Raw genomic sequence first — 18,390 nt, forward strand, 5'->3', positions numbered from 1 at the left:
CGCCCCGGACCTCAGGCGGTGCGCACGGCGAGCACGGCCACGTCGTCGTCGCGGTGGCCGCGCAGCAGGTCCGGCAGCAGCGCGTCGAGCAGCGGGTCGAGGTCGCGGTGGCCCTCGCGCTCCAGCGCGGCCAGCAGCGCGGCCGTCCCCTCCGCGAGGTCGGTCTCCCGCCGCTCCACCAGCCCGTCGGTGTGCAGCAGCAGGGTCGCTCCGGCCGGGAGCGCGCAGCAGTGGTCGCGGCGGGGCGAGCCGCTGACCACGCCCACCACGAGGTCGGGCCCCTCCGCTCCGCAGCTCAGCGCCCGGGCGCGCGGCTCTCCGCCGGGCGAGCGGGTCAGCAGCACCGGGGGCGGGTGGCCGGCGGTGCTCCACACCAGGCTGGCCGCCCGGCCCTCGCCCGCGGGGTCGATGCGCGCCACCACCAGGGTGGCCATCACCTCCAGGCCGAGCCGCTCCAGGGCGGCCTCGGTGCGCCCGATGAGGGCCGCCGGCGACTGGCGCCCCTCCACGGCGTAGGCGCGCAGCACCGCCCGCACCTGCCCCATGGCGGCGGCGGCCCGGATGTCGTGGCCCATGACGTCACCGATCACCAGCGTCGTGGAGCCCGAGGGGTCGACGATCGCGTCGTACCAGTCCCCGCCCACCTGGTCGCCCGTGCTGGCGGGGGTGTACCTGCTGGCCAGCTGCAGGCCCTCGGTCTGCGGCAGCCGGGTGAGCAGCGCGGACTGCAGGGTGCGCGCGGCCTGGCGGCGGTCCTGCAGCTGCGCCAGGTGGGTGCGGCGCACGCCCGCGACCGCCGCCGCCACCGCCGTCGACAGCGCCACCACCGCGACGCTGATGAGCGTGGTCAGCAGCGGCGTGCCGTCGACCACGCACGTCCACAGCGCCACGAGCACCGACAGCACGCCGACCACCGCCACGTGCCAGCGCGCCCCGCCGATGGCCGTCAGCGTGGGAGCCAGCGCGAAGCTGCCCCCGATGTTGGCGGCGCTGCGGTCGCCGCTGAGCTGTCCGGAGACGAGGTCGGTGGCGGCCAGCCCCAGGCAGGCGACCACGCCCAGCCACAGCCAGCGCGCAGTCGGGCGCAGCAGCACGTGCTCGTCGGTGCCGTCGGCGACGAGCGCCGCGCCGCCCCTGCCGTCCCCGTCCACGGCCTCAGCGTGCCGCACCTCGCTGGCCGGGGTAGGCAGGAGGCATGAGCGAGAGCACCCACGAGAGCGGCGTCGGCAAGACCGGGGGCCTGCCCGGCGCCAACGCCGACCCGGCGGCGGCCGAGACCCCCGAGCGCGAGCTGCAGGAGCTGCAGGCCGGTGAGGTGTCCCCGCCGGAGCCGGGCAGCGCCGGCAGCCCCAGCGCCTGATCCGCGGCCGCTGCGCCCGTCGTCGTCGTCCGGCTCGGACGGTCAGGACGACGACGGCGGCACCGCCGCGACCGCCCGCTCCAGCTCCGCCACGTCGATCTTCCCCATGGTCATCATCGACTGCATCGCCGCACGGGCGCGGTCGGGGTCGGGGTCGGCCATGAGCTCGGTCAGGCGCCGCGGGACCACCTGCCAGGAGAAGCCCCACGGGTCCTTGAGCCAGCCGCACCGGCTCTCCTGCCCGCCGCCCGCGGTGAGCCCGTCCCAGTAGTGGTCGGTCTCGGCCTGGTCGGCGGTGTGCACCTGGATGCTCACCGCCTCGTTGGGGGTGAAGGCCGGCCCCCCGTTGAGCCCGAGGAAGCGGCGGCCGTCGAGGGTGAACTCCACGGTCAGCACCGCCCCCTCGGAGACGCTGGGGTTGTCCGCGGGGGAGCGGACCACGGCGTCGACGGAGCTGCGGGGGAACAGCTCGGTGTAGCGGCGGGCCGCCTCCTCGGCGGCGCCGTCGAACCACAGGCACGTCACCATCTCGGGCACTGCTCGGCCCTCCTCATCCTCGGTGCTGCAGGGGACTCCTGCTCCGACCGCTCGGGCGCGCAGGACTCATCGGTGCTGGCTTAGCGTGAGGCGGTGAGCGAGGTGCCCGCCGGGCCGGTCGAGGACCTGCTCGCGCTGCTGGCCTCGGCGCGCGCGCAGGGGCGCGGCGTCCTGGCCCTGACGGGTGCGGGCATGTCCACCGCCTCGGGCATCCCGGACTACCGCGGCCCGACCGGGTCGCAGCGCAAGGGTTCCCCGATGCGGTACGCGGAGTTCCTCCACGACCCCGAGGGCCGCCGCCGCTACTGGGCCCGCTCCTACGTCGGCTGGTGGCAGATCGCCACGGCGCGCCCCAACCCCGCGCACGCGGCGGTGGCCGACCTGCAGCGCGCCGGCGCGGTGGGGGCGCTGGTGACGCAGAACGTCGACGGGCTGCACCAGGCCGCGGGCAGCCAGCGGGTGCTGGAGCTGCACGGGACGCTGGCCCGGGTGGTGTGCCTGGACTGCGGCGCGGTGGTGCCGCGCGACCAGCTGGACCGGCGGCTGCGCGCCGCCAACCCCGGCTTCGCCGAGGCGGCCGAGGGCGTCGCGGACCAGCTGCGCGTCAACCCCGACGGCGACGTCGACCTGCCCGAGGACCTCGTCGCGGGCTTCGTGGTGGTGGCCTGCCCGGTGTGCGAGGTGGGCGTCCTCAAGCCCGACGTCGTCTACTTCGGCGAGCCGGTGCCCAAGGACCGCGTGGAGCGCGCCTACGACCTGCTCGAGCTCGCCCCCGCGCTGCTGGTGCTCGGCTCGTCGCTGACAGTGATGAGCGGCTACCGCTTCGTGCGGGCGGCGGTGCGCCGCGGGCAGCCGGTGGCGGTGGTCACCGACGGCGCCACCCGCGCCGACGGGGACCCGGTGCTCAAGGTGGCCGCCCCCGTGCAGGAGCTGCTGCCGCAGCTGGTGCGCCGCCTGGAGGCGCAGCCCTCCGACGACGGCGGGCTCGCCGCGGTGCCGGCGCAGCGCTGACCCCCACCCGCTGACCCACCCGCAGGCGCCCACCCCCGGACCGCAGCCAGGCGCTCGGCTGCGGTCCGGGGGGCCCGGGAAGCGCAGCCAGGCGCTCGGCTGCGGTGCGAGGGGGGACGGTCAGCTGGCGATGTGCGCGCCCAGCCAGCCCTCGGGCAGCCCGAAGGCGTCGACCACCCGCAGCGCGTGCGGGCGCACCTGGGCGCACAGCGCGTTCACCGCGGTGGTGAGCTCGCGGCTGCGCCCGGCGGTGATGAGCCCGCGCTCGAGGTACCAGGCGCGGTCGGCCTCCACGAGCGTGAGCACGTGCAGGTCCAGCAGGCGCGAGAGCAGCACCCTGGCGCGCTCGTCCTCGGCGCGGCCGATCGCCGCGTCCGCCGCACGGGCGACCCAGGCGTCCAGGTGCGCGCGGGCCGCGAGGACGAGGTGGTCCTGCACCTCGTTCATCACGGTGAAGCCGCTCTCCCCGGCCTGCGCGCGCTTGCGCATGCGCAGCGCCAGGCTCTCCAGCGTGCGGCGCTCGCGGTGCTCGAGCACCCGCAGCTGCCAGGCCCTGTCGAACAGCTCCGGGTCGGCGTCCTCGGCCTTCCTCTCCGTACGCTGGCGCAGCGAGGAGATGTCGGTGACCACCTCGCCCACGAAGCCGGCGACCGCGCGGGCGGGGGTCCGCCCGGCGTAGGCGTCGACCAGGGAGGAGGTCACCGCCTTCGCCTGCCCGAGCTTGCCGGCGCCCCTGAGGGCGTCGCGGTGCTGCGAGAGCAGGTGCTTGCCGAGCAGCTGCATGAGCACGGTGTTGTCGCCCTCGAAGGTGGTGAAGACGTCGGTGTCGCCCTTGAGCTGGGCGATCCGGTTCTCCGAGAGGAAGCCCGAGCCGCCGCAGGCCTCGCGCGCCTCCTGCAGCGAGCGGGTCGCGTGCCAGGTGAGCAGCGCCTTCATGCCGGCGGCCCTGGCCTCCAGCGCCTTCTGCGGGCCCGGGTCGGGCGCGGCGCCCAGCAGCACCGGGTTGGTGACGCGGTGCAGCTCGGCGACGACGTCGTCCTGGGCGAGGGCGTACACCGCCGAGGAGGCCAGCAGCGGCAGCAGGCGGCGCTGGTGGGTGCGGTAGTCCAGCAGCGTGACCTCCTCGCCGGGGGCGCCACCGGCCTTGGGGAACTGCTGGCGGCGCTCGGCGTAGGTCACCGCGATGGCCAGCCCGGTCTTGGCGGCGGCCAGCGCCGCGGCGCCGATGCAGACGCGGCCCTTGACCAGCGCGCCCAGGGTGGTGAAGAAGCGGGCGTTGTCGCTGGCGATGGAGGAGGTGTACGTGCCGTCCTCGGCGACCTGGCCGTAGCGGTCCAGGAGGTTCTCGCGCGGCACGCGGACGTGGTCGAACACGATCCGGCCGTTGTCCACGCCGTTGAGGCCCATCTTGCGGCCGCAGTCGGACAGGGTGACGCCGGGCAGGGCGTTCCCGGCCTCGTCGCGGATCGGCACGAGCACGGCGTGGACGCCGTGCCGCTCGCCCCTGGTGACCAGCTGCGCGTAGACCACGGCCATGCGGGCGTCGCGGGCGGCGTTGCCGATGTAGTCCTTGCGGGCGTCCGGGCCGGGGGAGTGGACGACGAACTCGCCGGTGGTCTCGTCGTAGGTGGCGGTGGTGCGCAGGCTGGCGACGTCGGAGCCGTGCCCGGTCTCCGTCATCGCGAAGCAGCCGAGCAGGTCGGTCTCCACGGCGTCGCGCAGGTAGCGCTCGTGGTGGCGGGCCGTGCCGAGGGCCTGGATGGAGCCGGCGAACAGGCCCCACTGCACTCCCGCCTTGATGGTCAGCGACAGGTCGGCGTGGCCGAGCATCTCGAAGTTGACGGTCTGCGCGCCCACGCTGTCGCCGCCCAGCCCGCCGGTGGCGCTGGCCGCGAAGCCGTAGCGGTGCTCACCGGTGGGCACGACCTCCTGCAGCCGCTGCAGGGTCAGCGCGCGGTGCTCCTCGGTGGACAGGTGGTCGGTGGGCTCGCACCAGGCCGCGGGGATGGTGGCGCGGGCGCGCTCGCGCACGTGGGCCCAGCGCCCGTCGAGCACCTTCTGCACGGCGCGGGGGTCGGCAGCCAGCTGCTCGGGGTCGACCGGCCAGACGTGGCCGGCCTCGCCCTCGGCCTGCCCGTCCAGGCGGCTGGGGGTGGCCTCGGAGGTCTCGGCCAGGTCAGCCGCGACGTCGGCCGCCGCGGCGGCGGTGCTGTCCTCGCGGGCCGCGCTCTGCGTGGTGGGGCTGCTCATCGCGTCTCCTCCAGGGGGTGCTGCGCCGCCGGGTCCCGGCGGTCGGTGCGGTGGGTCTTCTCGGGGGCGGGGTCGCCCGTCGTCCGCGTCGGCGGCGGCGTCGTCGTCGCTGAGGACGACGGCGCCAGCGGCGCCCGGGACAGCCCGCCCCAGGCCAGCGCGGTGAGCTGCTCGGCCAGCTCCCCCGAGGGGGTGCGGCGCGCGCCCTCGGGCACGGGGGCGGTCATCCAGTGGTCGGCGGCGGCGCGGACCATCCCCACCAGGCCGTGGGCCCACGGCCCGGCCGTGGCGGCGTCCAGGCCGGCGGTGCGCAGCTGGCGGGTGATGGCGCGGGCGAGCTCCGCGCTGACCGCCGTGGTCAGCCCGGCCAGCGGGTCTGCGCTGGTGGCCACCGACCCCGCGCCACGGGTGACGAACCAGTACACGTCGGGGTCCTCCTCCACCAGGCGCAGGTAGGTGGCGATGACGGCGCCCAGGGCGGCGCGGGGGCGCTCGTGCTCGGCGGCGGCCGCCAGGAGGTCGCGCAGGATGCGCCGGCTCACGCGGTCGGCGACGGCGAGGTACAGCTGCTCCTTGTCGGCGAAGTGCCGGTACAGGGCGGTCTTGCTGGTCCCGGCGGCGGCGGCGATCTCGTCGACCCCGACGCCGGGGCCGTGCTGGGTGATGGCGCGCAGCGCCGCCTGCACCAGCTCCTCACGGCGGGCGCGGCGGTGCGCCTCCCAGCGGGTGCTGCGCCCGTCCGCCGCCAGGACGGGCGCCGCGGCGGGCACCAGCGCGGGAGCCGGTGCGGGCGCCGGGGCGTCGCCGGCCGGCGCGGGCGTCGTCGCGGCGGGTGTCACAGGAGCGAGCGTAACCCGGTACCCGCGGTACCCGCTACCTCCAGTACCGGATAGACCTCCGCTGCCGGTACCGTCGGGGGGTGGCCACCTCCACCGCACCTCCCCCCGCCCCATCCGCGCGTCCGGCAGGGCGGCTGACGGACCCCGCCGGGCTGCGCGACGCCGTCGTCGTCGCCGCCGACCGCACCCCCTTCTCCCGCGCCGGGCGCGCCTACGCCCGCGCCTCGGCCCAGGACCTGCTCGCCGCCGCGCTCGACGGCCTGACCGCCCGCACCGGCCTGGCCGGGGAGCGCCTGGGCGCCGTCGTCGCCGGCTCCGTGCTGCGCCACAGCACCGACCTCAACCTCACCCGGGAGGCGCTGCTGTCCAGCGCGCTGGCACCCACCACCCCCACCACCGACCTGTCGATGGCGTGCGCCACGGGCCTGGAGGCCGCCGTCATCGTGGCCAACGCCATCCGCGTCGGCCAGATCGACGCCGGCGTCGCCGGGGGCGCCGACAGCGCCAGCGACGCCCCCCTGGCCGTGGGCGACGACCTGCGCCGCACGCTCCTCGCGGCCCGCGCAGCACGGTCGGCCACCCAGCGCCTGCGCGCGCTCGCCGGGCTGCGCCCCGGGTCCGTGCGCGTGGAGGCCCCCCGCAACGCCGAGCCGCGCACCGGCCTGTCGATGGGCGAGCACGCCGCGCTGACCGCCGCCGCGTGGGGCGTCAGCCGCGCCGCGCAGGACGGCCTGGCGGCGCGCAGCCACCACGCCCTGGCGAAGGCGTGGGACGAGGGCTTCTTCGACGACCTGGTCACCAGCTGCCTGGGGCTGCGCCGCGACGACGTGCTGCGCCCCTCCACCAGCGTCGAGGCCCTCGCGGCGCTGAGGCCCGTCTTCGGGCGCGACCTGCCCGCCGAGCAGGCCGGAGCGGCCACCATGACCGCCGGCAACTCCACCTCGCTGACCGACGGCGCCGCCGTCGTCCTGCTGGCCACCCGCGAGTGGGCGGCGGAGCGCTCCCTGCCCGTCCTGGCCCGCGTCGTGGACGCCGAGTCGGCGGCCGTCGACTTCGTCACCGGCACCGACGGCCTGCTCACCGCGCCCGTCTACGCCATGCCGCGCCTGCTGGACCGGGTCGGCTGGTCGCTGCAGGACGCCGACGTCGTGGAGGTCCACGAGGCCTTCGCCTCCACCGTGCTCGCCACGCTGGCGGCCTGGGAGTCCGAGGAGTTCTGCCGCGAGCGGCTCGGGCGCCCCGCCCTCGGCCCCGTGGACCGGACCCGCCTGAACCCCGTCGGCTCCTCGCTGGCCACCGGGCACCCCTTCGCCGCGACCGGCGGCAGGGTCCTCGCCACCGCCGCCAAGCAGCTGCACCAGCTCGCCCAGCAGCGCGGGCAGGCGGGCGGTGCCTCCGGGCAGGACGGCGCGAGGCCCCGCGCGCTCATCTCCGTGTGCGCCGCCGGCGGGCAGGGCGTCGTCATGGCGCTGGAGGCGGCGTGATGGCCGCGCCCGCCCAGCCCCGCGACGCCTACGCCGACCTCGTCCGCACCGTCCCCGGCGCTGCCGTGGCCCGCCGGCTCGGGCTCCCGCGCCCGGCCGTCCTGCGCCGCCACACCCCGGGTGCGCCGCTGCTGCCCGGGCCCGCCCTGGTGGTCACCGCGGGCTCCGGCCCCTCCGCGTTCCGCACCCGGGAGGCGGGCGGGGCGCTGGCCTCGCTGCTGCGCCGCGCCGGCGCCCAGGTGCAGGCCGAGCCCGCCGACGACGGGCAGCGCCTCGGCGCCGTCGTCGTCGACGCCACCGGCGCCACCCGCGTCGGCGACCTGGCCGCTCTCGGGCTGGCGCTCGGGCCCGCCGTGCGCCGCCTGGCCCCCAGCGCGCGGCTGCTCGTCGTGGGCCGCACCCCGGCTGCTGGTGGGAGTGCCGACGACGTCGAGGCGGCGGGGGTGCAGCAGGGTCTGGAGGGGCTGGTCCGCACCGCGGGCAAGGAGCTGCGCGCCGGCGCGACCGCCAACCTCCTGCGCCTGGCGCCCGGCGCCGGACCCGCTGAGCTGGAGGGCCCGCTGCGCTTCCTGGCCTCGGCGCGCTCGGCGTTCGTCGACGGGCAGGTCGTGGAGGTGTCCGCCGCGCCCGGGCCGGTCGAGCAGCAGCACGCGCGCCCGCTGGAGGGCGCCCTCGCCGTCGTCACCGGGGCGGCCCGCGGCATCGGGCGGGCGACGGCGCAGGTCCTGGCCCGCCAGGGCGCGCACGTCGTCGCCGTCGACGTCCCGGCCGCCAGCGGCGACCTGGCCCGCACCGCCAACGGCGTGCGCGGGCAGGCCCTGGCCCTGGACGTCACCGCCGCCGACGCCCCGGCCCGCCTGGTCGAGCACCTGCAGCGCTCGCTGGCCGGGCGGCGGCTCGTCGTCGTCCACAACGCCGGCATCACGCGGGACCGCCTGCTGGTCAACCTCGACGCCGCCCGGTGGGAGGCGGTGCTGGGGGTCAACCTCGCTGCCCCGCTGCGGCTCACCGAGGCGCTCCTGGAGGCCGGGCTGGTCGGCGACGGCGCGCGCGTCGTCGGCGTCTCCTCCACCTCGGGGCTGGCGGGCAACCGCGGGCAGGCCAACTACGCCGCCTCCAAGGCCGGCGTGGCCGGGGTGGTGCGGGCGCTCGCCCCGCGCCTGGCGCAGGTCGGTGCCACCGCCAACGCCGTGGCACCGGGGTTCATCGAGACGGAGATGACCGCGAGGATCCCCCCGGTGCTGCGCCAGCTGGGGCGGCGCACGGCCAGCCTGCAGCAGGGCGGGCAGCCGGTCGACGTCGCCGAGGCGGTCGCGTGGCTGGCCGAGCCCGCCAGCGCCGGCGTCACGGGCCAGGTGGTCCGGGTCTGCGGCCAGGCGCTGGTGGGCGCGTGAGCGAGCCAGCGAGGGCGGGGCGCTCCCTCGCCCCGGTCTACGCGCGGGCGGTGCTGTCGGCGCGGCGCAAGGGGAGCGCGGCGCGCGCCTCGGCAGCCGCCGGGACCCCGCTCGCGCTGCCCACCGGCCCGGTTGGCGCGCTGGTGCACCCCGGCGTCGCCGTAGGACCCGAGCGGGCCGCGGCGCTGGCCCGGGCCACGGGCGTCCCGCTGCGCCCGGTGCTGCCCGTCCTGGGCCCGCACCTGCTGGCCTTCGCCGCGCAGCTGGAGCTGCTCTCGGCCGAGGCCTTCCCCCTGCCGCTGCCGGGTCTCGTGCACGTCACCCAGGTCGTGCGCCAGCACCGCCCGGTCGGCGTGGGGGAGCCGCTGGACGTCCGCGTGGCGGTGGCCGGACCCCGCCCGCACGCCAGGGGCGCCGTCGTCGAGCTGACCTCCACCCTCACCAGCGCCGGCGAGGTCGTCTGGGAGGGCGTCAGCGGCTACCTGGCCCGCGGCGTCCTCGCCGACCCGGCCGCGGCTCCCGCGCCCGACCTCGACCTGCCCGACCCGGCGACCCGCACGGCAGCGCGCTGGCGCGTGCCCGCCGGTGCGGGCCGGCGGTTCGCGGCGGTCAGCGGCGACGTCAACCCGATCCACCTGTCGGGGCTGGCCGCCAGGGCGCTCGGGTTCCGCGGTGCCATCGCCCACGGCGTCTGGACCCTCGCCCGGGCCCTCGGCCAGGTGGAGCCGCGACTGGCCGCGGCCACGGGCGGGACGGAGGTGCGCGCCCGCTGGGGCTCCCCGCTGCTGCTCAGCTCACGCGCCGCGCTCTGCGTCGAGCCGCTGGCGGGCGGCGCGCGGGGGTGGTCGCTGGCCGTGCGCTCCGGCAGCCCGCTGCCCGGCGAGCGCGTGCACCTCACCGCGATCGCGGTGCCCCTCCTGCACTGATCGCGGCCGGGAGCGGTGCCCGGGCCTTCGTGCGCCGATCTTGGCGATCGGTGGTCGCCCGGAGGCTCGTGGACCCACCGAACGCCAAGATCAGCACACCGGATCCCTAGGACGGCCGCCCGGGCGCCTGCCCGGGGGTCAGGCCTTGTCGAGGGCGTCCGGCTTGTGGACGGCCTCCTTGCCGGTCTTGTCGCTCTTGACGAGGTACTGCGGGTCGTCCTTGTCGGCCTTCACCGTGCGGCCCGCCGCCTCGGTGTCCGAGGTGATCTTCTTCTCGACCGTGCCCTCGACGGTGTTGCCGTGGGAGGACCACTCGACGTCGTCGCCCTTGCGGAAGGTCTGCTCATCAGCCATGGGCCTGTGATGCCCAGCCCCGCGCGGTCCACACGTGGCCGGACGGGGGAGGGGTTGCCAGGCGGTGACGGCCTCCCTACGGTCGGTTCCACCGGGACAGCGACGTCGTCGGTGACGCCGCTGCCGGACCCCACGGGAGGTGCGTGCATGAGCAGCAACCGCGCAGTGGCCTACAACGGGCACGGGGTCGACGTCATCGACATCGACTACCCGACCTTCGAGCTCAAGGACGGACCGGGCGTCAACCCCGCCAACGTCGGGCGACCGGTCAGGCACGGCGTGATCCTCAAGACCGTCTCCACCAACATCTGCGGCTCCGACCAGCACATGGTCCGCGGGCGCACCACCGCCCCGGAGGGCCTCGTGCTCGGCCACGAGATCACCGGTGAGGTGGTCGAGGTCGGCCCCGACGTGGAGTTCATCAAGGAGGGCGACCTCGTGTCGGTGCCCTTCAACATCGCCTGCGGCCGCTGTCGCAACTGCAAGGAGCGCAAGACCGGCATCTGCCTCAACGTCAACCCCGACCGCCCGGGGTCGGCCTACGGCTACGTCGACATGGGCGGCTGGGTCGGCGGCCAGGCCGAGTACGTGCTGGTGCCGTACGCGGACTGGAACCTGCTGAAGTTCCCCGACAAGGACCAGGCGATGGCCAAGATCCTCGACCTGACGATGCTGTCGGACATCTTCCCGACCGGCTTCCACGGCTGCGTCACCGCGGGCGTCGGCGTCGGGTCGACCGTCTACATCGCCGGCGCGGGGCCCGTGGGCCTGGCAGCGGCGGCCGGGGCCCAGCTGCTCGGCGCCGCCGTCGTCATCGTCGGCGACCTCAACGAGGAGCGGCTGGCCCAGGCGCGCACCTTCGGCTGCGAGACCGTCGACGTCTCCAAGGGCGACCCCAAGGACCAGATCGAGCAGATCCTGGGGGTGCCGGAGGTCGACTGCGGCGTCGACGCGGTCGGCTTCGAGGCGCGCGGGCACGGTGCCGGCGCGCAGCAGGAGGCCCCGGCCACGGTGCTGAACTCCCTCATGGAGCTCACGACGGCGGGCGGTGCGCTGGGCATCCCGGGCCTGTACGTCACCGGTGACCCGGGCGGGGTGGACGAGGCCGCCAAGCGCGGCGCGCTCTCCCTCGACCTCGGCACGGGGTGGGCCAAGTCGCTGTCCTTCACCACCGGCCAGTGCCCGGTGATGAAGTACCACCGCGGCCTGATGATGGCGATCCTGCACGACAGGGTGCAGATCGCGAAGGCCGTCAACGCCACGCCCATCTCGCTGGAGGACGCCCCGCAGGGCTACGCCGACTTCGACAAGGGCGCGGCCAAGAAGTACGTGCTCGACCCGCACGGGGTCATCGGCAGGAGCTGACCCTTCGTGATCATGGGCGATCGGCCGCTGCGGGTGGTCGATCGCCCATGATCACGCCGGGGAGGGCGGCGGGTCAGGTACCGGGGGCGAGGGGGTGGATGCGCAGCGCCACCTGCTCCGGCGGGGTCTTGCCCCTGCGGCGGGCGAGGGCGGCCCCGGCCCGCTGCCCGCCGAGCATCAGCCGCCCCAGCACCGGGTGCTTGATCTGCACCAGCAGGCGCAGCCGGCGGACCACCGCCGGGTCGACCACGACCTCCGCGAGCGCCTCGAGCTCGGGGGCGCCGGGCTGGGGCCGCCCGCGCTGGTCGCAGGGCACCACGAGCACGCGGCCGGTGTGCCGCAGCCGCTTGACCTTACCGGCCCGCGCCCCGGTGATGACGAGCAGGTCGCCGTCGCGGCCCCCGAGGGCCGACCTGTCGGCGACCACCCACACCGGTGTCGGGACCGGGGTGCCGTCGCGGCGGAAGGTGGTGAGGCGGACGTACGTCTGCCGGCTGAGCGCGATGAGCGCCGCGGAGTCGGCGGCTCCGGCGGGAGTGGCCACGGAGCGAGCCTAGGGCTGGGAGGATGGCGGCGGGGCGACAGCGCAGCCGACCCGGCGCACCGGCACCCCACCGGTGCGCGCGCCAGACCGCACGCCACACCGACCGGAGGCCGCGCACGCCGTGGAAGCAGCCCAGCACGCCCCCACGCCCCTGAGCAGCACGACGCCGAGCAGCGCGGCCGCCAGGCCCGGGCCGGCGCTGCTCGCGCTGGCGATCGGCGCCTTCGCGATCGGCTCCACCGAGTTCCTCATGATGGGGCTGCTGCCGCAGGTCGCCGCCGACCTGCGCGTCTCGGTCCCGGCGGTCGGGTACGCCATCTCCGCCTACGCCGTCGGCGTCGTCGTCGGCGCGCCCACGCTCACGGCCCTGTCCACCCGCTTCCCCCACCAGCGGGTGCTCACCGGCCTGATGGCGCTGTTCGTGGCCGGGCACGCCGTCACCGCGCTGGCACCCGGCTACGAGGGACTGCTGGCGGGCAGGTTCCTCACGGGCCTGGCCCACGGCTCCTTCTTCGGGGTGGCCGCGGTCGTGGCCAGCCGGCTGGCGGCCCCCGGCAGGGCGGCGTCGGCGATCAGCCGGGTCTTCACCGGCCTGACCGTGGCGCAGGTGCTGGGCGTCCCGTTCGGCACGATGCTCGGCCAGGGCGCCGGGTGGCGCTGGGCGTTCGCGGCCATCGGCTCCCTCGGCGTCGTCACCGCCCTGGCGGTGCTGCGCTGGGTCCCCCTGCGCCGCGACACCGCCACCCCGCTGCGCCGGGAGATGGCCGACCTGGTGCGCCCGCAGGTGCTCCTGACCCTGGGGGCCACCGCCGTCGGCACGGGCGGCCTGTTCGCGGTGTACAGCTACGTCGCCCCCATCCTCACCGACCTCGCGGGCTTCTCGGCCGCCGCGGTGGCCTGGGTGCTGGTCGTCTACGGCGTCGGCACCGTCGCCGGGACCCTGCTGGGCGGGCGCACCGCCGACAGGTACCCCGAGGGGGCCGTGGTGCTGGGGCTGCTCGGGCTGGGCGCGGCCTGCCTGCTGCTGCTGGTGCTCTCCGGCTCCCGCGCCGGGGCGGTGGTGGCGCTGGTGGCCTTCGCCGTCGTCGCCTTCTTCGTGGGGCCCGCGCTGATGAACCGCACGATCTCGGTGGCGCCCGGGTCCGGGCTCATGGCCTCGGCCTTCAACCAGGCCGCCTTCAACGCCGCGAACGCCCTGGGGGCGGCCGCCGGCGCGCAGGTGCTCGCCGCCGGCTTCGGCCTGCGCGCCACCATGGTCGTCGGCGCCGCGCTGGCGGTCGCGGGGTCGGCGATCGCGCTGCTCGCCGTCGTGCTGCGGCACGGGGCGCCGCAGCCCGCGGCGCGGCTGGCCGGGCTGGCGCGCACCCGGGCGGGCCGGCGGGCGGTGGAGCACGAGCCGTCGCTGGTGCTGGAGGCGCTGCGCCTGGCCGGGGAGGCCGGCGCGACCTCCAGCGTGGCCGCCGTCCGCCTGTCCGAGCCGTCGCCGCGCGGCTGACCGGCCCCCCCCCACCCGCCCCGCCCCACCCGCCGCGGGCAGCGAGCCGCGTCCGCCCGCCCACCTCGCCGCGCGACCCGCCGCGGGTGAGGATCGGGGGGTGCCCGAGGGAGACACCGTCGCGCGGCTCGCGCAGCGCATGCGGCCGCTGCTGGAGGGCCGCACCCTCGTCCACGGCCGCCTCAACGTGCCGGCCCACGCGACCGCCGACCTCGCCGGCGCCCGCGTGCTGGGCCTGGCCACCCACGGCAAGCACCTGCTGACCCGCCTGGACCTCGGCGGTGAGGCGCTCACCCTGCACACCCACCTGCTCATGGACGGCGACTGGGCCCTGCTCGGGCCCGGCAAGCGGCTGCCCGCGAGGCTCGTGCCCGACGTGCGGGTGCTGCTGGTCACCGACGAGCAGCGCACCGCCGCCGGGCTGCGGATGCCGGTGGTCGAGCTGCTGCGCACCGCCGACGAGCAGCGCGCCACCGGCCACCTGGGCCCTGACCTGCTCGACCCGGCCCTCGACGTGCCCGCGGCCGCCGCGCGCCTGGCCGGCGACCCCGCCCGCCCGCTGGCCGCGGCGCTGCTGGACCAGCGCCTCGTGGCCGGGCTGGGCAACCTGTGGGCCAACGAGCTGTGCTTCCTCACCGGCCGCAGCCCGTGGACGCCCGTCGGCGACCTCGGCGAGGACGGCGTGCGGCGCCTGGTGGTGCGCGCCGCCCGGGCGCTGCGCGCCTCCGCGGCCGGGACCACCGGCTACCAGGTCACCACCGGCAACACCCGCCCCGGGCAGGAGCACTGGGTGGCCGGCCGCGCCGGGCAGCCCTGCCGGCGCTGCGGCACCCGCGTGGAGGTCGTCGCCGAGGTGGCCGGGGTCCCGAAGGACGACGACGACGCCGCGGGCGTGCGCCGCCGCACCTGGTGGTGCCCGCACTGCCAGCCCGGGCCGTCCCCGCTGCAGCCGGCGGCTCCGCCGGCGCCCCGCGTCCGCGCCTAGGGTGGCGCCGGTGACGAGCCAGCCGCGCGAGGTCATGACCTGGGAGCTGTTCGGGACGGCGGTGCGCGAGCTCGCCCAGCAGGTGGCCGACAGCGGCTACGAGCCCGAGGTGGTGCTGGCCATGGCCCGCGGCGGCCTCGTGCCCGGCGGGGCGGTCGCCTACGCCCTCGGGGTCAAAAACACCGCCGTGATGAACGTGGAGTTCTACACCGGCGTCGACGAGCGCCTGCCCGTGCCGGTGGTGCTGCCGCCGGTGCTGCAGGCCGTGGACGTCGCCGGCAGCCGCGTGCTGGTGGTCGACGACGTCGCCGACTCCGGCCGCACGCTGCAGGTGGTCCTCGGCTTCTGCGCCGGCCACGTCAGCGAGGTCCGCAGCGCGGTCCTGTACGACAAGCCCCGCTCGGTGGTGACCCCCGAGCACTCCTGGAGGCGCACCGACCGCTGGATCGACTTCCCCTGGTCCGCCCAGGGACCCGTCACGCCCGCCCGCTGAGGCCCGGCCCGGCCAGGGTCCGGGTGCCGTCGGGCGCGCGCCGCGTCGCACCGCGCCGGTCCAGAAGCTCCAGCAGCGGGACGACCACGCGCCGCGAGGTGCCCAGCGCCCGCCGCGCCTCGCTGGCCGTGAACGCCGCCGCGGGGTCCGGCAGCTGCCCGGCGAGCACCTGCGGCGCCGCCTGGACCGCACCCGCCGCCAGGTAGACGCCCTCGGCCACCCGCTCCAGCGCCCCGGCGCGCACCGCGGCGGCCAGCTCGCGCGGGCCCAGGCCGAGGTCGCGCAGCCGGTGCGCCTCCGGGGCGGCGTAGGGCTCGCGGGCCAGGTCGGCCAGCACCTCGCCCACCGCGCGCTCCACCGCCGGCGGCAGCGCCGGGCCCGCCGGCGCGGCACCGGCCACCAGCCGGCCCTCCCGCACCGCCAGCGCGGGTCCCGCCAGCCGGGCCACCAGGCCCGGCGCCGCCAGGCCGAGGCGGCGCCGCACCACCTCCAGCGGCGGGCCGGGCTCCAGCGGGTGCTCGCGCCGGTGCGCGGCCAGCTCACCGGGCAGCCGGGCCCGCAGCGCGTCGGCGAGGCCCGCGGAGACCAGGTGGTCACCGTCGGCGAGCACGCCGGGCGCGCCGGCCAGGGCGTCCACCGCCTCGCGGCCCAGTCCCAGCGCCCGCAGCTGGGTGCGGGTCACCTGGCCGCGGCGGTCCAGCTCACCGGCCGGGTCGCCCGCCACCACCGCCTGCTGCGCGACCTGCTCCAGCACCGCTGCGCGCTCGCGGGCGGCGCCGCGGCGGGACAGCGCCGGGGGAGCCGGGTCGAGCACGAGCGCGGCGGCCAGCACCCGGTGCCCGCCGGGGTCGCGGACCAGCCCCCGGTCACCGGTGCGCAGCGGCAGCGGGGAGGCCAGGGACAGCCGGGCGTGCCTGCCACCGCTGGACGCCGGGCCCAGGGGGCGCACGCGCACGGGCACCGCCGCCGTCCCCAGGTGCAGCACGAGGTGCTCGGGCCAGCGCTGGTCCCCGTCGGCGGCGCCGCGCCCGGGGACGGGCAGCAGCCGGACGTCGGCGCTCGTCGTCGTCGTGGTGGTGCCGGGGGCGCTGAGCGCGGTGCCGCGGCGCACGGCCGCGGCCGTCACCCCGCGCAGGTTGAGGGCCACCCGCGCCGGCCCGGTGGCGGAGGCGACCGGGGCGTCCAGGCTCTGCAGGCCCCGGACGGCCACGGGGGCGCCGTCGGGCAGCGCCAGCTCGTCCCCGGCGCTGACGGTGCCCGCGGCCAGCGTGCCGGTCACCACGGTGCCGGCGCCGCGCACGGTGAAGCTGCGGTCGACCCACAGGCGCACCGGCGCGGCGGGGTCCGGGCGCGGGGCGGTGGCCAGCACCCGGGCCAGGGCCGCGCGCAGCTGCGCCAGGCCCTCGCCGGTGACGGCGCTGGCCTCGACGCGGACGAGCCACTCCAGGCCGCTGCCCTCGAGCTCGGTCGCGGCGCGCGCGAGGACGCCGTCGCGCTGGGCGCGGTCGGCGAGGTCGGCGCGGGAGAGCACCAGCAGGCCGCGCCGCACCCCGAGGGCCGCCAGCGCGTCGAGGTGCTCGGTGGTCTGCGGCATCCAGCCGCCGTCGGCGGCGACGACGAGCAGCACGGCGCCCACCTGGCCGACGCCGGCGAGCATGGTCGGCACGAAGCGCTCGTGGCCGGGGACGTCGACGAAGGCGACGTCGTCCTCACCGCCGTCGAAGGCCAGGCGGGTCCGCACGAAGCCGAGGTCGGTGGTCATCCCGCGGCGCTGCTCCTCGGCGAGCCGGTCGGGGTCGGTGCCGGTCAGGGCGCGCAGCAGCGCTGACTTGCCGTGGTCGACGTGCCCGGCGGTGGCGACGACGTGCACTCAGGCGCCTCGGGCCGTCAGCGAGCGGGCGGCGTCGAGCACGGCGGTGGCGAGGGCGTCGTCGTCCTCGGGGGCCACCGAGCGCAGGTCGAGCAGGCAGCGGCCCGCCTCGACGCGGCCCACCACGGCCACCACCGCGTCGGCCGCGGGGTGTGCCGCTGCCGGGCGCGGGGTGCGCAGCGGCTCGGCGTAGGCGGCGGGCAGGGACAGGGCCACCGACGGCAGGACGACGCCGGGCGCGCCGCCCCCGCCCACCACGGCCTCGCTGTCCACCACGTCCACGTCGGCCGAGGGGTCGGCGGAGCGCACGACCTGCGCGTGGCGCCGGGCGCGCTCGCGCAGCTGCCCGAGGTCGGCCTCGAGCGCGGCGACCACGGGGGTCGTCGGGCCGGCCAGCGTCGCCTCCAGCGCGGCGAGGGTGAGCTTGTCGACCCGCAGGGCGCGGGCGAGGGGGTGGCGGCGCAGCCGCTCGACGAGGTCGGCGCGGCCCAGCACGAGCCCGGCCTGCGGGCCGCCGAGCAGCTTGTCGCCGCTGGCGGTGACGAGGTCGGCGCCGGCGCGCAGGGCGCTCGCGGCGTCGGGCTCGTCGGGCAGGTCCCGGCGGGGGGCGAGCAGGCCGGAGCCGGTGTCGACCAGCAGCGGCACCGCCTCCCCGGCGACCTCGGCCTCGGCGGCGCAGACCCGGGCGAGGTCGGCCGTGGTGGGCGCTGCCGTGAACCCCTCCACGCGGAAGTTGGAGGGGTGGACCTTCATCACCAGACCGACCCGGCGGCCCTCGCGGCGGGCCGCCGCGAAGGCGCCGGCGACGTCGGCGGCGGTGGTGCGGTTGGTGGTGCCCACCTCGCGCAGCCGCGCGCCGGTGGAGGCGATGAGCTCGTGCAGGCGGAAGCCGTCACCGACCTCGACCATCTCCCCGCGGCTCATCACGACGTCGCGGTCGAGCCCGCCCCCGGCCAGCGCCGTGGCCGCGAGCACCAGCGCTGCGGCGCCGTTGTTGACCACGTGCACGGCCTCGGCGTCGGGCACCGCAGCGGCCAGGGCGGCGCTCGCGCCGCGGCCGCGGCGGGCCCGGCGGCCGGTGGCGAGGTCCAGCTCGACGTCGGTGGTGCCCGCGGCGTCGACCACCGCCTGCACGGCGGCCCGCGAGAGCGGAGCGCGCCCGAGGTTGGTGTGCAGCAGCACGCCGGTGGCGTTGAGCACGGGCCGCAGCGAGGAGGCGGTGGGCGGCAGGTCGGCCAGCACCGACGCCACGACGGCGCCGAGGTCGGGGTCCAGGGCCCCCTCGCGCACGCGCTGCTGCGCCCGGCCGACCGCCGCGCGCACCAGCGGACGGCCCAGGTCCACCAGGGCTGCGGCCAGGTCGGGGGAGTCGAGGACCGCGTCGGTGCGCGGCACCTGACGGCGCACGTCGGGACCTGTCGCCACCGGACCACCCTAGGAACCGCCGCCGCGCCCCGCCGCGGGGGCGGTCCCGCAGCCACCT

General features: G+C 77.7%; 17 protein-coding genes. 9 read left to right on the forward strand and 8 right to left on the reverse strand.

Annotated elements, in window-relative coordinates; all coding sequences use genetic code 11:
* Window positions 1-11: 11 nt before the first annotated feature.
* A complete protein-coding gene (locus tag ACUN9U_RS09580; protein WP_445484724.1) occupies window positions 12-1,151 on the reverse strand; it encodes a PP2C family protein-serine/threonine phosphatase in 1,140 nt (379 codons plus the stop codon).
* A gap of 44 nt (window positions 1,152-1,195) precedes the next feature.
* Between ACUN9U_RS09580 and ACUN9U_RS09585 the strand changes: the two genes are divergently transcribed.
* Complete coding sequence (locus ACUN9U_RS09585) at window positions 1,196-1,360, forward strand: hypothetical protein (protein ID WP_445484725.1); 165 nt, start codon at window positions 1,196-1,198, stop codon at window positions 1,358-1,360.
* A 42-nt stretch (window positions 1,361-1,402) separates the two neighbouring features.
* On the opposite strand, the gene ACUN9U_RS09590 is transcribed toward ACUN9U_RS09585, so the two are convergent.
* Window positions 1,403-1,888: a VOC family protein gene (locus tag ACUN9U_RS09590; RefSeq protein ID WP_445484770.1), complete on the reverse strand. Its 486-nt coding sequence runs from the start codon at window positions 1,886-1,888 to the stop codon at window positions 1,403-1,405.
* 111 nt (window positions 1,889-1,999) lie between these two features.
* Here ACUN9U_RS09590 and ACUN9U_RS09595 point away from each other — a divergent pair, with 111 nt between their 5' ends.
* Window positions 2,000-2,908 carry an NAD-dependent protein deacetylase gene (locus tag ACUN9U_RS09595; RefSeq protein ID WP_445484771.1) on the forward strand — a complete coding sequence of 303 codons (909 nt, stop codon included), beginning with the start codon at window positions 2,000-2,002 and terminating at the stop codon, window positions 2,906-2,908.
* A 120-nt stretch (window positions 2,909-3,028) separates the two neighbouring features.
* Here the strand turns inward: ACUN9U_RS09595 and ACUN9U_RS09600 are convergent, their stop codons facing one another.
* Together ACUN9U_RS09600 and ACUN9U_RS09605 are read right to left on the reverse strand one after the other, a co-directional pair.
* Window positions 3,029-5,158, reverse strand: a complete 2,130-nt coding sequence (locus ACUN9U_RS09600; protein ID WP_445484726.1) for an acyl-CoA dehydrogenase family protein — start codon at window positions 5,156-5,158, stop codon at window positions 3,029-3,031.
* Window positions 5,155-5,997 (reverse strand): TetR/AcrR family transcriptional regulator, encoded by an 843-nt coding sequence (locus ACUN9U_RS09605; RefSeq protein WP_445484727.1) that lies wholly within the window; start codon window positions 5,995-5,997, stop codon window positions 5,155-5,157. Before ACUN9U_RS09605 ends, ACUN9U_RS09600 begins: the two co-directional genes overlap by 4 nt.
* A gap of 80 nt (window positions 5,998-6,077) precedes the next feature.
* On the opposite strand from ACUN9U_RS09605, the gene ACUN9U_RS09610 reads away from it, so the two are divergent.
* Genes ACUN9U_RS09610 through ACUN9U_RS09620 form a run of 3 tightly spaced genes read left to right on the forward strand, consistent with a single transcriptional unit; the run spans window position 6,078 to window position 9,801 of the window.
* Entirely contained in the window at window positions 6,078-7,481 is a 1,404-nt protein-coding gene (locus ACUN9U_RS09610; protein WP_445484728.1) for an acetyl-CoA C-acetyltransferase, read from the forward strand.
* Window positions 7,481-8,875, forward strand: a complete 1,395-nt coding sequence (locus ACUN9U_RS09615) for a 3-oxoacyl-ACP reductase (RefSeq protein ID WP_445484729.1) — start codon at window positions 7,481-7,483, stop codon at window positions 8,873-8,875. The genes ACUN9U_RS09610 and ACUN9U_RS09615 overlap by 1 nt, the downstream gene beginning before the upstream one ends.
* Window positions 8,872-9,801 (forward strand): MaoC family dehydratase, encoded by a 930-nt coding sequence (locus ACUN9U_RS09620; protein WP_445484730.1) that lies wholly within the window; start codon window positions 8,872-8,874, stop codon window positions 9,799-9,801. Before ACUN9U_RS09615 ends, ACUN9U_RS09620 begins: the two co-directional genes overlap by 4 nt.
* A 138-nt stretch (window positions 9,802-9,939) precedes the next feature.
* Here the strand turns inward: ACUN9U_RS09620 and ACUN9U_RS09625 are convergent, their stop codons facing one another.
* Window positions 9,940-10,155 (reverse strand): hypervirulence associated TUDOR domain-containing protein, encoded by a 216-nt coding sequence (locus ACUN9U_RS09625; protein WP_445484731.1) that lies wholly within the window; start codon window positions 10,153-10,155, stop codon window positions 9,940-9,942.
* Window positions 10,156-10,302: 147 nt separating this feature from the next.
* On the opposite strand from ACUN9U_RS09625, the gene fdhA reads away from it, so the two are divergent.
* Entirely contained in the window at window positions 10,303-11,520 is a 1,218-nt protein-coding gene (fdhA, locus tag ACUN9U_RS09630) for a formaldehyde dehydrogenase, glutathione-independent (RefSeq protein ID WP_445484732.1), read from the forward strand.
* 73 nt (window positions 11,521-11,593) lie between these two features.
* On the opposite strand, the gene ACUN9U_RS09635 is transcribed toward fdhA, so the two are convergent.
* Window positions 11,594-12,064, reverse strand: a complete 471-nt coding sequence (locus tag ACUN9U_RS09635) for a PPOX class F420-dependent oxidoreductase (protein ID WP_445484733.1) — start codon at window positions 12,062-12,064, stop codon at window positions 11,594-11,596.
* 121 nt (window positions 12,065-12,185) lie between these two features.
* Here ACUN9U_RS09635 and ACUN9U_RS09640 point away from each other — a divergent pair, with 121 nt between their 5' ends.
* The 3 genes from ACUN9U_RS09640 to ACUN9U_RS09650 all read left to right on the forward strand — a co-directional run bounded on the left by ACUN9U_RS09640 (window position 12,186) and on the right by ACUN9U_RS09650 (window position 15,037).
* Window positions 12,186-13,559: an MFS transporter gene (locus ACUN9U_RS09640; RefSeq protein WP_445484734.1), complete on the forward strand. Its 1,374-nt coding sequence runs from the start codon at window positions 12,186-12,188 to the stop codon at window positions 13,557-13,559.
* A gap of 100 nt (window positions 13,560-13,659) precedes the next feature.
* Window positions 13,660-14,544: a DNA-formamidopyrimidine glycosylase family protein gene (locus ACUN9U_RS09645; RefSeq protein WP_445484735.1), complete on the forward strand. Its 885-nt coding sequence runs from the start codon at window positions 13,660-13,662 to the stop codon at window positions 14,542-14,544.
* Window positions 14,545-14,578: 34 nt separating this feature from the next.
* Window positions 14,579-15,037: a phosphoribosyltransferase gene (locus tag ACUN9U_RS09650; RefSeq protein WP_445484772.1), complete on the forward strand. Its 459-nt coding sequence runs from the start codon at window positions 14,579-14,581 to the stop codon at window positions 15,035-15,037.
* On the opposite strand, the gene ACUN9U_RS09655 is transcribed toward ACUN9U_RS09650, so the two are convergent.
* Complete coding sequence (locus tag ACUN9U_RS09655) at window positions 15,021-16,907, reverse strand: SelB domain-containing protein (RefSeq protein ID WP_445484736.1); 1,887 nt, start codon at window positions 16,905-16,907, stop codon at window positions 15,021-15,023. The genes ACUN9U_RS09650 and ACUN9U_RS09655 overlap by 17 nt on opposite strands.
* Window positions 16,908-18,332: an L-seryl-tRNA(Sec) selenium transferase gene (gene selA, locus ACUN9U_RS09660; RefSeq protein WP_445484737.1), complete on the reverse strand. Its 1,425-nt coding sequence runs from the start codon at window positions 18,330-18,332 to the stop codon at window positions 16,908-16,910.
* Window positions 18,333-18,390: the final 58 nt, after the last annotated feature.

The sequence above is a fragment of the Quadrisphaera sp. KR29 genome, from assembly GCF_052644995.1.

Coding starts and splice junctions, on each gene's coding strand:
- ACUN9U_RS09590 (WP_445484770.1), bottom strand. CDS start 1,888: ATGGTGACGTGCCTGTGGTTCGACGGCGCCGCCGAGGAGGCGGCCCGC.
- ACUN9U_RS09650 (WP_445484772.1), top strand. CDS start 14,579: ATGACCTGGGAGCTGTTCGGGACGGCGGTGCGCGAGCTCGCCCAGCAG.
- ACUN9U_RS09600 (WP_445484726.1), bottom strand. CDS start 5,158: ATGAGCAGCCCCACCACGCAGAGCGCGGCCCGCGAGGACAGCACCGCC.
- ACUN9U_RS09615 (WP_445484729.1), top strand. CDS start 7,481: ATGGCCGCGCCCGCCCAGCCCCGCGACGCCTACGCCGACCTCGTCCGC.
- ACUN9U_RS09625 (WP_445484731.1), bottom strand. CDS start 10,155: ATGGCTGATGAGCAGACCTTCCGCAAGGGCGACGACGTCGAGTGGTCC.
- fdhA (WP_445484732.1), top strand. CDS start 10,303: ATGAGCAGCAACCGCGCAGTGGCCTACAACGGGCACGGGGTCGACGTC.
- ACUN9U_RS09585 (WP_445484725.1), top strand. CDS start 1,196: ATGAGCGAGAGCACCCACGAGAGCGGCGTCGGCAAGACCGGGGGCCTG.